The organism is Streptomyces sp. NPDC050264, from assembly GCF_040655895.1.
Lineage (GTDB): Bacteria > Actinomycetota > Actinomycetes > Streptomycetales > Streptomycetaceae > Streptomyces.
On sequence record NZ_JBFAKV010000022.1, the window covers coordinates 138,503 to 151,959 of the forward strand.

The window sequence follows — 13,457 nt, forward strand, 5'->3', positions numbered from 1 at the left end:
CAGGGCGATCGAGGCATCGCGGGGGCAGAGACCGGGGACGGCCGAGCGGTCCGGGATTGCCCCGGACCGCTCGGCCGGGCAGCTCACCAACGGATTCAACGGTAGAAAGCGGCGTCCAGCGCGGCGCGGACGGTCTTGCCCCCGTCGTGTGCCTCGACGGAGACGGTGTGCGCCAGGTTGTTGACCAGCATCCAGCCGAACCCACCGGGCACGGTGGGGTCATGCGGGCCCGGCCGCGGGACCTGCGGGCTGAGGTCGCTGACCTCGACCAGCAGGGCGCCGTCGTGCACACGGGCGCTGAAACGTGTGATGCCACCGCCGTGACGCAACGCGTTCGAGGCGAGTTCGCTGGCTATCAGGAGCGCGTCCTCCCGCAGGCGGCGTGCCTGCTGTTCGTTCAGGCCCGCGCACAGGGGGATCAGGGCCCTGCTCGTATCGGTCCGCGCCTGCGAGCAGGTGAAGCGCTCCGTGTCGGAGGCGTCCGGAGCACCCACGAAACCTCCTCCGGTGTGTTCCGGGATCTCTCAGGGGCGGGGGAGCTGAGTGGTCGTGTCCAGGTAGAAGGCGTCGATGCTCTGGACCGCGTGCTCGAAGTCGTCGAGGTTGACCGGCTTGGTGACGTAGGCGTTGGCGTACTGCCGGTACGCGCCCGTCACATCGTCCGGGGCCGCGGAGGTCGTGAGGACCACGACCGGGATCGAGCGCAGCTCCTCGTCGCCCTTGATCACGGCCAGCAGCTCCCGCCCGTTCATCCTCGGCATGTTGAGGTCGAGGACGATCAGGTCGGGACGCGTGGAGTGCGGGTCACGCAGGTACTCCAGAGCAGCGACACCGTCCTCGACCCGGGTCAGGTTGCGGGCGCCGCGCGCGGTCAGGGCGTCCTGGACCAGCATCGCGTCGGCGAGGTCGTCCTCGACGAGCAGGACGTCGTAGGGACGGGTCGGCGTGGTCATCTCATGGGCTCCGGGGCGGGTTCGGGTCGGGTGAGGTGTGGGACGGGTGCGTGATCAGGTCGGGCCAGCGGTGCCTGGCACCTTGCCGGGTGATGTTGAGTACTCGGCCGAGTTGGGGGTAACCGGCTCCTGCTGCGACCGCTTCCTGGGCCGCTTCGTACTCCAGGCGGTCCAGGGCGCTTCTCAGCTGCAACATCATGTACAAGCGCGTCAATGCCCGTGCTTGTGCCGTGACGTGGCCGTCGTCGGCGGGCCGGGGATCGAGGGCGCGAGGGGTGAGCCTGCGGACCAGGTGGTCGAGCGCGTCAAGGGTCAGCTCGGCGATCTCGTCCTCGGTCGCACGCAGGGAGAAATGCTTGCCAGGCATACCGCCCACCCTAGGAAAACCGCCGGTTGCTCGACAACATGACTTGTCGAAGTACGGTTACAGTATGCATGCCGCGTGCAAGGGGAGGCGGCCCCGACTGAATCTCGAGGAGCGTCCCGGTATGGCGACCGACGTCAAGAGCCGGCGTCCCGGTATATCCCGCAGTGCCTGGACGACGCGCCACTGGCTGCTGGTGAGCGCCACCTCGGCCCTCGTCGTGCTCGCCGCCCTCGGCGGGCTGGGTCTGTGGGCCCTGAACCGGACTTCCGTCATCACCGACGAGCTGGTCGACGTACGCAGCCCCGCGCTGTCCAACGCCGTGCGTCTGGAAGCGGCCCTGGTCAACCAGGAGACGGGCATCCGCGGCTACGGCCTCACCGGCGAGCGCGCCTTCCTGGCACCCTACAAAGAGGGCCTGGCCAGTCAGCGCACCGCCGTGACCGCACTGCGGCAACTGGTCGCGGACGACAGCCAGGGGCGGACCGACCTCGACAAGGTCGTGGACACGGCGGGGCGTTGGCAGCGCTCCTTCGCCGGGCCGGTCGCCGACGCCCCCGCCGGGGCCCCGGCCGAGATCTCCGCCCAACGAGTCAACCAGGGCAAGACCTCGTTCGACGCGCTGCGCAAGGCGATGGTCGTCCAACAGGACCACCTGCGCGACGACCGCCTGGCAGCCACCGAGGACCTGCGCAGCGCGACACGGCTGCGTGACGGCATCCTCATCAGCATCGCCGCGGTCATCCTCCTTCTCACGGTCCTGGTCTTCGAAGGGCTCCGGCGGGGCGTCACCGGCCCCCTGACCCGGCTGGGCACCGACGCCCGCGAGGTCTCCGGCGGCAACTTCGAGCACCCGGTCGTCGCCACCGGCCCCGCGGACCTGCGCCGCCTCGGCGCGGACGTGGAAGCCATGCGCCGCCGACTCCTGGACGAGCTCGCGTTCGCCGAAGAAGCCCGCCGCAGGCTCGACGAACAGGCGGCGGATCTGCGCCGCTCCAACTCCGAACTGGAGCAGTTCGCCTACGTCGCCTCGCACGACCTGCAGGAACCCCTGCGCAAGGTGTCCAGCTTCAGCCAGCTCCTGCAGCGTCGCTACGCCGGACAGCTCGACGAGCGGGCCGACCAGTACATCGGGTTCGCGGTGGACGGGGCGAACCGCATGCAGAAGCTCATCAACGACCTCCTGGAGTTCTCGCGCGTGGGCCGCGTCCACAACGAGCACCGCGAGGTCGATCTCGAGGCGGTCGTCAGCCAGACGCTCGACTCACTGAGTGTCTCCATCGAGGAATCCGGGGCCCGGATCGTGCGCGATCCGCTCCCCACCGTGAGCGGGGACAGTACGCAACTCGGCATCCTGTGGCAGAACCTGATCGCCAACGCCGTGAAGTTCCGCCATGCCGACCGGGCGCCCGAGATCAGGATCGAAGCGGTCCGCGACGGCAACCTGTGGCGCTGCGCGGTCAGCGACAACGGCATCGGGATCGCCCCGGAGTTCGCCGAGAAGGTGTTCGTCATCTTCCAGCGTCTGCACACCAAGGACGCCTACCCAGGAAGCGGAATCGGCCTCGCCATGTGCAAGAAGATCACCGAGTTCCACGGCGGAACCATCGGCATCGACCCGGACCACGAGCCGGGCACCCGCATCGTCTTCACCCTCGCGGCCACCGAGACCGCGCAGCAGGCCGACATCGTCGAGGGCGCGGCCGCGAGATGAACACCTTCGTGCCCGAGCAGCACGTCCGGATCATTCTGGTCGAGGACGACGACGGCGACGCGCTCCTGGTCGAGGAGCTGCTGATCGACACCGGACTGCGGTACCACCTGATCCGGTGCAGCAGCCTCGCCGCGGTCCGCGCCGAGCCGACGGTCCACGCCGCGGACTGCATCCTGCTGGACCTGCACCTGCCCGACGCCAGCGGGATCGGCGCGGTCGCCGCGGTCCAGGAGACCGCACCCGATGCGGCGATCATCGTCCTGACCGGTCTCGCCGAGTCGAAGGCCGGCAGCGAAGCGGTGGCCGCCGGCGCCCAGGACTACCTCGTCAAGGGGCAGGTCGCCCCGGACCTGCTGCACCGCGCCGTCCGCTACGCGGTCCACCGCAAGCAGGCCGAGCGGGCCAGCGCGGACATCCGGGCCGGACAGCTGCGCGCCGAGGAGAACGCCCGCCTCGAACGGGGCCTGCTGCCGCAGCCGATGATCTCCGCCTCCCGCATCAGGGCCACGAGCCGCTACCTGCCCGGCCGGGAACGGGCCCTGCTCGGCGGCGACTTCCTCGACGTGGTGCAGACGCCCGACGGCCAGCTGCACGCCATCGTCGGCGACGTGAGCGGACACGGTCCCGACGCCGCCGCGCTCGGAGTGTGCCTGCGCATAGCCTGGCGCTCCCTCACCCTGGGCGGCCACCGCGCCCAGGACCTGCTGCTGCTCCTCGAACGGATGCTGGTCGCCGAGCGCACGCAGAGCGACCTGTTCGCGACCGTGACGCTGGCCTGCCTGGACCCGGCCGGCGGCCGCGCGACCCTCTATCTCGCAGGGCATCACGCACCGCTGCTGACCTCGGCGGGCCGGACGCACGAGGTGTCGGCACGCCACGGCATCGCTCTCGGCATCGCGCCGGGACACGCCAACTGGCACGCCAGCGAGCTCGTCCTGCCGGACCGCGGAGCGCTGATGATCTACACGGACGGTCTGGTCGAGGGGCACGAGGGGGAGGAGCCGCAGCGCCTCGGCGTCGAAGGGCTCATACGGCTGATGGACCGGATCCCCGCGGACGACACCGACGCGCATCTCGACGAGCTGATCACCCAGGTCCGCGAACTCAACGCCAACCGCCACACCGATGATCTCGCCATCCTCCGCCTGGAATGGAACGGCGTCGCCCCACTCCCGGCGCCGGCGGCCGGACCGATGGCCCAGTCGGTCGGGACGAGCTGAGGACGGGACGTCCTTCGCCGCCGTCACCGCGGCGCGCCGGAGCCGGCCGTCGGCAGATAGCGCGGTGCGCGCCAGGCCTTCAGCCGGTGCTCCACCGCGGCCCCCAGGGACAGCAGCCCCGCGTCCTGGTGGTCACCGGCCATCAGGAGCAGACCGACCGGCAGCTCGTGCACGGACCCGGCGGGTACCGAGAGGGACGGGTATCCGGCGACGGCCGCCGGTGTGGAGGACGGGATGACGTCGTTGTCGCCGCGCGCGCAGTCCGTCGTCCAGGCGGGCGGGTTCGTGGGCGCGGCGATGGCGTCCAGGTGATGGGCGGCCATGGTCTCGTCGACGGAGCGCCGGGAGAGGTCCTTCAACTCGGCGCGCATGGCCCGGTATCCGGGGTCGGTGGTGGGCGGCGCGGCGAGTGCCTGCTCGAACAGCTCCTGGCCGGCGAAACAGGTCTGTTCCTCGTGGTGGCCGCGGTTGAACTCGATCAGCTCGGCGAGGTCGCGGGGCCCTTCGCGCGTGCTGAGATAGGCGTCGATGTCCCGGTGGAACTCGCTGAGCAGCGCCGGGAATTCGAGCTCGGCGAGCCGCGCCTGGTATGGGGGAGTCACCTCGACGACCACGGCTCCGGCCTTGCGCAGGCTCTTCGCCGTACGGGTCATCACCGCGTCCACCTCGGGTCCCAGCGAGGGCAGGCGCCACAGCCCGATCCGCTTGCCGCGGAGGCTCTGGGGGCCGCCGGAGCGGGCGACATCGCCGCGCGAGCCGTCGTCGTCGCTCAGCACCGACAACGTGAGCGCGGTGTCGGTCACGTTGCGTGCCATGGGCCCGGCCGTGTCCTGCTCGGCGGAGATCGGGACCACGCCCGACCGGCTGACCAGGCCGAGGCTGGGCTTGTGGCCGACGACGCCGTTCATGCCGGCCGCGCACACGATGGAGCCGTCGGTCTCGGTGCCGATCGCCACCTGCGACAAGGACGCGGCGAGCGCGGCGGCCGAACCGGCCGAGGAACCGCATGGATTCCGGTCGAGGACATAGGGGTTGTTGGTCTGCCCGCCCACCGCCGACCACCCCGATGTCGGCTTGGCGGCACGGAAGTTGGCCCACTCGGACAGGTTGGTCTTGCCGAGGATCACGGCCCCGGCCTTCCGTAGCCGGGTCACCAGTACGGCATCGGTGTCGGGCGGGTCCCCGGCGAGCGCGAGGGACCCGGCGGTCGTCGGCATGGAGCGGGTGTTCACGTTGTCCTTGAGCAGGACGGGGATGCCGTCCAGCGGCCCGAGGGCCGTGCCGCGCCGGTGCCTGGCGTCACTGGCGGCGGCCTCGCGCAGGGCCGTCGGGCTGGTCCGCAGCACCGCGTGGATCTTGGGGTCGACGGTCTCGATCCGCCGCAGGTAGGCACGGGTCAGGTCCGAGGAGGTGAGCGCCCCGTCCGCCATCCGCGCCTGCAACTCCGGGATCGTCACGGTGTCCAGGTCGACCCCGGGTGCGAGGCGTGACCCGGCCGGCGACGACGAGTTGTCGGTGCCGTTCCCGGCGGCCTGCGCACCGGCATGCGGGACGCCCGTCAGAAGGGACCCGGCGACCAGGGCGGCGGTCAGTGCGGCAGTACTCCTCTTCCTCATGCGGGTCAGCGGACTACACAGGCAGCGTCCGGCGCAAGGGTGCGGGGCCGCCGCGGATGGTGAACACAGCGTTCAGTCCAGGTAACGCGGTGAGCCGCGGGCCGGGCGGGACGGGTGCCCGAGGCACAAGTTGCCCTTCCAGTAACCGACTTGGGGTCCAGCTCCGCGGCGCTCGCCGACACCCGTTGTCACAGGTCACAAGGGCTCCTGGTCACCAAGGTCTCCGCAAACGGTCAGCGATTCGTGGTTTCAGCTTCAAATCTTGAGCACAAATTACACACATCCCTATCTTCAGATGGGCCCCGATGGTCTACATTGAGCCTGCTTCACAAGCTGTGACACGGGCTGACAAATGATGATCTATGGGGCCGGTGCTGACGACAGCCGACAACTGCGTCTCCGGTGCCAGAAGCCGGCAGGACGTGCGAACGTGCTGCCGCCGGGGCGGGTTGTTCGAGTAGCGCTGTACTAGCCGGAAGGTCAGGCGTGGAGGCGGGGGGCCTCCAGGGGGATGAACGGCGCGGCGCGGGGGGCGGGGGTCCCTCGTGGAAAAAAACTGACGACCACGTCGAACCATTGGGGACCGGGGGGTTTCTGTGCGGCAGGGGGGATTAGTGGGCCCTTTTCCGACGGCGCGCGAGCGTCTGGCGAACGGGGCAATCAATCAGCCGGCGACCGACTGGGAACAGCGGTACCGCCGTACCGTGATCACCAGCGACACCGTGGCCACCGCCTTGGTGGTGGCGGGGATCGGCAACTTCTTCGGGGCCAGGGACGCGGCCAACTGGCACGAGAAATGGGGCATTCTCGCCTTCGGCACCGAACTGCTGGTGCTGGGAGCGCTTGCGGTGAGCAGGGCGTGGGCTCCGGCCGTACTCGGCCAGGGCGCCGAGGAATTCCGCCGGCTCGGACGCTCACTGTTCACGGCGACCGTCGTACTCGCGCTCGGCGGGATCGCCCTCACTTCGCGCAACATCAAGCTGTGGATCTTCGTCGCGATCCCCGCGATCGCGTTCGTCACCATGACCGAGCGGTACGTGCTCCGCCTCTGGCTGCACAAGCAGCGTAAGGAAGGGCAGTGCCTGAGACCGGTGCTCGCTGCCGGGAGCCCGGCCACCGTGCGGGACCTGATCACCCGGACCCGCAAGTTCCCGCACCTCGGCTGGCGGGTGGAGGCGGTCTGCACGGCGGACGGTCTCGGGCCCGACGGTGACCTCCTGGACGGAGTGCCGGTCATCGGCCCGCTGGCGGATGTCGCCAATCACGTCCGCCGCGACGGCTACCGGGTCGTCGCGGTCACACCGGACCCGCACTGGTCACCGGACCGGCTGCAGCGGCTGGCCTGGAACCTCGAAGGCAGCGACGCCGAGATGGTCGTGGCCCCCGTGCTGATGGAGGTGGCCGGTCCGCGGCTGCACGTCGACGCGGTGCTCGGAATCCCGCTGCTGCGGGTCAGCATGCCGACCTTCACCGGAGGCCGCCGGGCGATCAAGGGGGTCGTCGACCGGTTGGGCGCGGCGGTCCTGTTGATGCTGTTCGCGCCGCTGATGGTGCTCGTCGGGCTGCTCGTGCTGGTGGACAGCCGGGGCGGGGCGCTCTACCGCCAGCGCCGAGTCGGCAAGGACGGCCACGAGTTCACCATCTTCAAGTTCCGCACCATGGTCACCGGGGCTCACGGGGCACGCGCCGAACTGGCCGACCGCAACGAGGGTGCCGGTCTCCTGTTCAAGCTCCGCCGGGACCCGCGGGTGACCCGGGTGGGAGCAGTGCTGCGCCGGTACTCGATCGACGAGCTGCCGCAGCTTTTCAACGTACTCACCGGATCGATGTCACTGGTCGGTCCGCGGCCACCGCTCCCGGAGGAGTCCGCCGCCTACGGCCCGGACATCCGGCGGCGGCTGCTCGTCAAGCCCGGGCTCACCGGCCTGTGGCAGATCAGCGGGCGCAGCGATCTGCCGTGGGAAGAGGCCGTCCGCCTCGACCTGCGGTACGTGGAGGACTGGTCGCTCGCCCTCGACTCAGTGATCTTGTGGAAGACGCTGCGCGCGGTGCTCCATGGGCAGGGGGCCTACTGATGCGCGGGGGGCGTCGCACGGTCGGTGCACGGTTCGCAGGCCAGAAGGGCCTGCCTTGGGGGAGGAACAGGGCATGAGAGTCAGCGTCTTGGGGCTGGGCTACGTGGGCTGCGTGTCGGCCGCGTGCCTGGCGAGCCTCGGTCACGAAGTCATCGGGGTGGACGTCAACCAGGCGAAGGTCGACCTGGTCAACGACGGAAAGGCCCCGGTGGTCGAGGAGCGGATCGGCGAACTCACCGCCGAGGTCGTGCGCAGCGGAGCGTTACGCGCCACCGTGGACGTCCGCGAGGCGATCATGGGCAGCGAGGTGTCGCTGGTCTGCGTGGGCACACCGTCGGAGCCCAACGGCAGCCTGTGCACCACCTACTTGGAGCGGGTCGCCGAGCAGATCGGCGCCGCGCTCGCCGAAAGGGGCGGGCGGCACACCGTTGTCTTCCGCAGCACCATGCTCCCCGGCACCTGCATGAACCTGCTGGTACCGATCCTGGAGAAGTACGTCGGCGGCACGGCCGGCGTGGACTTCGGGGTCGCGGTCAACCCGGAGTTCCTGCGCGAGGGCACGAGCGTGCGGGACTTCTTCGACCCGCCCAAGACCGTCATCGGCGAACTCGACCCGGCAAGCGGCGACGTGGTGACGGAGCTGTACGACGGTCTGCCCGGCGAGGTGTTCCGGGTGCCGGTCCCGACGGCCGAGGCGATCAAGTACGCGGACAACGCCTTCCACGGGCTCAAGATCGGCTTCGCGAACGAGCTGGGCGCGGTGTGCCAGGCGCTCGGTGTGGACTCGCACCAGGTGATGGACGTCTTCCTGGCCGACCGCAAGCTGAACATCAGCCCCGCCTACCTGCGGCCCGGCTTCGCCTTCGGCGGCTCCTGCCTGCCCAAGGACCTGCGCAGCCTGGTCCACGCGGCCAACCGGGCCGACGTCTCGGTGCCCATCCTCTCCCACGTGCTGCCCTCCAACTCCGACCATCTGCAGCGGGCGGTGGACCTGGTCGAGCGCACCGGAAAGCGCCGGGTGGGCCTGTTCGGCCTCTCCTTCAAACCCGGCACCGACGACCTCCGCGAGAGCCCGCTCGTCGAGCTGGCGGAGCGGCTCTTCGGCAAGGGGTACGACCTGCGGATCTACGACGCCAACGTGAGCCTCTCCCGGCTGATCGGCGCGAACCGCGACTACATCGAGACCCGGCTGCCGCACCTCGCGCAGCTGCTCGCGAACTCCGTCGACGAGGTGCTCGAACACGCCGAGGTGTGCCTGGTCGGTACCAGGGACCCGGCCGTCCTCGCGGCGCTGGGCCACGGTGAGAGACCCGTGATCGTCGACCTCGTCCGCCTTCCCGACGCCGAGGCGCGCCGGACCGAACCGGGGTACATGGGCCTTGCCTGGTAGCGCAATCAGCGGCGACGGGACGAACCGGCGCGCGCTGATCCTGGTGGAGAACCTGTCGGTGCCGTTCGACCGGCGGGTGTGGCAGGAGTGCACGACGCTGCGCGACGCGGGCTGGACGGTGGACGTCATCTGTCCCCGGGGGAGCAGGCGGGACACGGAGGCGGAGGCGGAGATCGACGGGGTGCGGATCCACCGCTACCCGTTGCGCGCGGCCACCGGAGGCCCGGCCGGTTATCTGCGGGAGTACGGGTCGGCGCTCTGGCACACGGTCCGGCTGGCCCGCAAGGTCGGCCCGGTCGACGTGGTCCACGCCTGCAATCCGCCCGACCTGCTGTTCCTGCCCGCACTGTGGCTGAAGCGGCGCGGCGCGCGGTTCGTCTTCGACCAGCACGACCTGGTGCCCGAGCTGTACCTCTCCCGGTTCGGCCGCGGCGAGGATCTGCTCTACCGCGCCGTGTGCGCGCTGGAGCGGCGGACCTACCGGGCCGCGGACATCGTGCTCGCCACGAACGAGAGCTACCGGGACGTCGCGCTGCGCCGTGGCGGCAAGCGGCCGGGGGACGTCTTCGTGGTGCGCAGTGCGCCGCAGACCGACCGCTTCCAACCCGTGCCGCCCGAGCCGCAGTTGAAGAACGGCAAGCCCCATCTGCTGTGCTACCTCGGCGTCATGGGCCCCCAGGACGGCGTCGACTACGCCCTGCGGGCGCTGGCGAAGTTGCGCGACGAGCTGGGGCGGACCGACTGGCACGCGGTGTTCGTCGGCTCCGGCGACGCCTTCGAGGCGATGGTGGAGCTGTCCCGGCGTCTCGGACTCTCGGAGCAGGTCCGGTTCACCGGGCGCATCCCGGACGCCGACCTCGTGCGCCACCTGTCCACCGCGGACGTGTGTCTTTCCCCCGACCCGCGCAACCCGCTCAACGACGTGTCGACCATGAACAAGGTCCTGGAGTACATGGCGATGGGCCGGCCCATCGTCTCGTTCGACCTGCGCGAGGCGCGGGTCTCCGCCGGTGACGCCGCCGTCTACGCGCCCGCCAACGACGAGTCCGCATTCGCCGGGCTCATCGCGCAGCTCCTCGACGACCCGGAGAAGCGGGCCCGGATGGGCAAGATCGGCGAGGAACGGATCGGCGGGGACCTCTCCTGGCGGAACTCGCAGGCGTCGCTGCTCGCCGCCTACGCGGCCGCGTGCCGTGACCTCACTCCGGTGCCGACGGGCGACCCGGCCCGGGCACGGGGGAGGCAGCGTCCTTGAGCGACGAATCGATACGCCTGGTCACGATCGGGCGGATGCTCCGCCGGCGCTGGCGGCTTCTCGCCGTCCTCACCGTGGTGGGCGCCCTCGTCGGCTACGGCGCCTCGGTGCTGTTTCCACCGCGCTACACGGCCTCGGCCTCGGTGCTGTTGCCGGGACAGTGGGAAGAGCGCGAACTGCTCACCCAGGTCGACATCGCGACCAGTTCGTCGGTGGTCGACCGCGCCGCGTCCCAGCTCGACTGGCGGGGCGTCAGCGCGAGCGAGCTGCGGGACCGGGTGAGCGCCAAGGCCGCCGACGGGAACCTCATCAAGATCTCGGGAACGGCCGAGACCCCGCGGCGCGCACAGCTGCTCTCCGACCAGGTGGCCAAGGAGTTCGTCAGCTTCGCCGCACGGATCGCGGGCGGCAGCACCGACCCCGACGCGGCCACCGGGACCGAGGCGCTGCGGCAACAGGTGGTGGAGACCAACCGCCGCATCACCGACCTCGCCGACGCGGCCGATCCGGGGCGGACCGTGGAGAGCGTGCAGGCCCGCACCGATCTCGAGAAGCTGCGCACCTCGCTGGAAGAGGCCATGACCAAACTGGACCAGGCCGATCCGGCAGCCAACAAAGCCGGCATGGTCGTGATGGGCCCGGCGGCCCGGCCGACCGGCGAGGCACCGCCCACGAGGGTGCAACTCATCGCCGCCGGGGCGCTGTTGTTCCTCCTGCTCGCGGTCATCGGCCATCTCGCCGCCGCACGCGTGAACCGCCGGCTGCGCACCGAAGCGGAGATCGCCGCGGCGCTGCGCACGGCGCCCCTCGGCACTGTCGACGTGCCCGGCGAACAGCGCGCGCACCGGCCGGAGGACCGTGGTCCGCGCGCCCGGCTGCGCCGACTCCTCGGCGTTGACACCCGCTGGGACATACCGGCCCCGCCGGCATCCGGCGACGAGGCCGGCCGGCGGATCCGCTATCAGCGGGTGTGCGCCCGCCTCCGGGACCAACTGCCCGCTCCCCGGCGGCTGTTGGTCGTCGTACCGGACGGCGACGAGATCGCCCACCGGGCCGCCGGGCAGCTCGTCGCCGAGGCCGCGAGCGATCCGCTGCTGAGAGTGGTGGAGGTTTCCGTGGACCGGCCGATCGTGCCGGACCGCGGCATCGAGTCCGGTGCCCTGGTCGTCCTCGGCGCGGGCAGCCGGACCGCCGAGGAGCTCGCCGGCATCGCCGAGGCGTGTGCGGACGGCAGCCATGACGTCGTCGGCGTCGTCGTCGCAGGCCCGGTCCGGGCCCGTCCGACGCCGTCCGCCGACCGTCCCGCGGACGACGCCACGGTGGCCCTCGCCGTTCCCGGTCACGCGACGGGAGGCTCGGTGTGACGACGAGCACGACGCCGGAGGCGTCGGCAGCCACTCCGCTCTTCGACCTGCACGCGCTGGTGGTGGCGGTGCGCAGGCGCCGCCGGATCTGGTGCACCCTGGCGCTCCTCGGGCTGCTGGCCGGCGCAGCGGTGGCGGTCCTGCTGCCGCCGCCACCGGCCGCGGTCACCAAGGTGCTGGTCGCGCACGCGGACGACCAGCCGAACGACACCGGAACGCTGATGCGCACCGACGTCGCCCTGCTGGGGACCACACAGATCGCGGACAAGGCCCTGCGGTCCCTCAACTCCTCCGAAAAACCGGAGGACTTCATGCAGGACTACCGGGGGACCGGCCTGACCAACAACCTGATGCAGATCGATGTGACGGGCGACAGCGACGCGGAAGCGGTGGCCCGGGCCAAGGCGTTGGCCGATACGTTCGTCGCGGACCATGTGCAGCGGATGCAGAAGGCCGCGAAGACCGAGTCCAAGGCCCTGGCCGACCAGCGGGACCGCATGCGGGACGAACTCGCCCAGGTCAACAAGGAGATCGGGGACCGGTCCCCGGAGAGCGACGCGAGGGCGTCGGCGAGCATCGAGTCTCTCTTCGCCCGCCGGGCCGAACTCAACTCGCGGATCGCCGATTTCGACCAGCGCGCCGAAGAGGCGCGCACCGGCACGCCCAAGGTCGTCGCCGGCACCCAGATCGTGGACGCCCCGCGCGCGGTGCGGCACTCCCTGCCCAGGTCCGCGGCGACCGACGCCGCGATCGGGTTCGTCCTCGGGCTCGTCCTCGGGCTCGCGGCCGCCGCGGTCGGCACGGTGGTGGCGGACCGCCCCGTGCTGCGCCGGGACATCGCGGCGAACCTGGGCGCCTCGGTCATCGCGGAACTGCCCCGCCGGCCGGGCAGGCGGTGGCAGCGCCGCCGGACCCGCGCGGCCCGCGAACGCCTCACCGCGACCCTGGCCCGCACCGTGCGCGGCTCCGCGGAACCGGTGTCGCTCCTTGAACTGGGTTCCGCGCGCAGCACGAGCGTCCTCGCCCTCGACCTCGCCCGGGCACTCGCCGCCGAGGGACCGGTGACCGTCATCGACGGCCTGCCCGGCCAGGAACTCGCGGGCCGCCGCCCGCATCCGGGAGACCCGGCCGTGGTCGGCGGCGAACGTGCCGCGGCCCTGTCGCCGCAGGAGCGCCGGCTCGGCGTCGGCTCGGTGGCGCCCGGCACGGCGTGGACCGGCCTCCAGGACCTCGGTACCCGCACGGTGCTCGTCGTGCGTGCCGGGCACGGCAGCACCGCATGGCTGCACACCGTGGCGCGGCAGCTCGCCGACCAGCTCATCGCCGTGATCGGAGTGGTGCTGATCGACCCCGACCCGCGGGACCGGACCGACGGCACCCTGTGGGACGGGCTGCCCACCGCGCTGCGCGGCCACAACGGGCGGCATGCCCGGGAGAACGTGACGGGCCGGACGGAGCGGCCGTCATGGGCGCGCGTGCCGGACATCGACCAGGAGGCGCGGTAAG

11 protein-coding genes are annotated in these 13,457 nt (G+C 71.2%); 7 read left to right on the forward strand and 4 right to left on the reverse strand.

Features of this window, described 5'->3' with window-relative positions:
* Nucleotides 1-95 precede the first annotated feature (95 nt).
* Genes AB0J02_RS32280 through AB0J02_RS32290 form a run of 3 tightly spaced genes read right to left on the reverse strand, consistent with a single transcriptional unit; the run spans nucleotide 96 to nucleotide 1,320 of the window.
* Nucleotides 96-494, reverse strand: coding sequence for an ATP-binding protein (locus AB0J02_RS32280; protein ID WP_363197367.1), 399 nt, complete (start codon nucleotides 492-494; stop codon nucleotides 96-98).
* 30 nt (nucleotides 495-524) lie between these two features.
* A complete protein-coding gene (locus AB0J02_RS32285; RefSeq protein ID WP_363197368.1) occupies nucleotides 525-953 on the reverse strand; it encodes a response regulator in 429 nt (142 codons plus the stop codon).
* Nucleotide 954: 1 nt separating this feature from the next.
* Nucleotides 955-1,320 (reverse strand): hypothetical protein, encoded by a 366-nt coding sequence (locus AB0J02_RS32290; RefSeq protein ID WP_363197369.1) that lies wholly within the window; start codon nucleotides 1,318-1,320, stop codon nucleotides 955-957.
* A gap of 121 nt (nucleotides 1,321-1,441) precedes the next feature.
* On the opposite strand from AB0J02_RS32290, the gene AB0J02_RS32295 reads away from it, so the two are divergent.
* Both AB0J02_RS32295 and AB0J02_RS32300 read left to right on the forward strand, forming a co-directional pair.
* Complete coding sequence (locus tag AB0J02_RS32295) at nucleotides 1,442-3,031, forward strand: CHASE3 domain-containing protein (RefSeq protein WP_363197370.1); 1,590 nt, start codon at nucleotides 1,442-1,444, stop codon at nucleotides 3,029-3,031.
* Nucleotides 3,028-4,251, forward strand: coding sequence for a SpoIIE family protein phosphatase (locus tag AB0J02_RS32300; RefSeq protein ID WP_363197371.1), 1,224 nt, complete (start codon nucleotides 3,028-3,030; stop codon nucleotides 4,249-4,251). The genes AB0J02_RS32295 and AB0J02_RS32300 overlap by 4 nt, the downstream gene beginning before the upstream one ends.
* Before the next feature lie 23 nt (nucleotides 4,252-4,274).
* On the opposite strand, the gene AB0J02_RS32305 is transcribed toward AB0J02_RS32300, so the two are convergent.
* Nucleotides 4,275-5,867, reverse strand: a complete 1,593-nt coding sequence (locus tag AB0J02_RS32305; protein WP_363197372.1) for an amidase — start codon at nucleotides 5,865-5,867, stop codon at nucleotides 4,275-4,277.
* A 596-nt stretch (nucleotides 5,868-6,463) separates the two neighbouring features.
* Here AB0J02_RS32305 and AB0J02_RS32310 point away from each other — a divergent pair.
* From AB0J02_RS32310 to AB0J02_RS32330, 5 genes are all read left to right on the forward strand, one after another.
* Nucleotides 6,464-7,942, forward strand: a complete 1,479-nt coding sequence (locus AB0J02_RS32310) for a sugar transferase (protein ID WP_363197373.1) — start codon at nucleotides 6,464-6,466, stop codon at nucleotides 7,940-7,942.
* Nucleotides 7,943-8,015: 73 nt separating this feature from the next.
* Nucleotides 8,016-9,332, forward strand: a complete 1,317-nt coding sequence (locus AB0J02_RS32315) for a nucleotide sugar dehydrogenase (protein WP_363197374.1) — start codon at nucleotides 8,016-8,018, stop codon at nucleotides 9,330-9,332.
* Nucleotides 9,322-10,587, forward strand: coding sequence for a glycosyltransferase family 4 protein (locus AB0J02_RS32320; protein WP_363197375.1), 1,266 nt, complete (start codon nucleotides 9,322-9,324; stop codon nucleotides 10,585-10,587). Before AB0J02_RS32315 ends, AB0J02_RS32320 begins: the two co-directional genes overlap by 11 nt.
* The gene (locus tag AB0J02_RS32325; RefSeq protein ID WP_363197376.1) at nucleotides 10,584-11,951 is read left to right on the forward strand and encodes a Wzz/FepE/Etk N-terminal domain-containing protein; all 1,368 of its coding nucleotides are present in this window, start codon (nucleotides 10,584-10,586) and stop codon (nucleotides 11,949-11,951) included. The genes AB0J02_RS32320 and AB0J02_RS32325 overlap by 4 nt, the downstream gene beginning before the upstream one ends.
* Nucleotides 11,948-13,456 (forward strand): Wzz/FepE/Etk N-terminal domain-containing protein, encoded by a 1,509-nt coding sequence (locus AB0J02_RS32330; protein ID WP_363197377.1) that lies wholly within the window; start codon nucleotides 11,948-11,950, stop codon nucleotides 13,454-13,456. The genes AB0J02_RS32325 and AB0J02_RS32330 overlap by 4 nt, the downstream gene beginning before the upstream one ends.
* The last annotated feature ends 1 nt before the right edge of the window (nucleotide 13,457 follow it).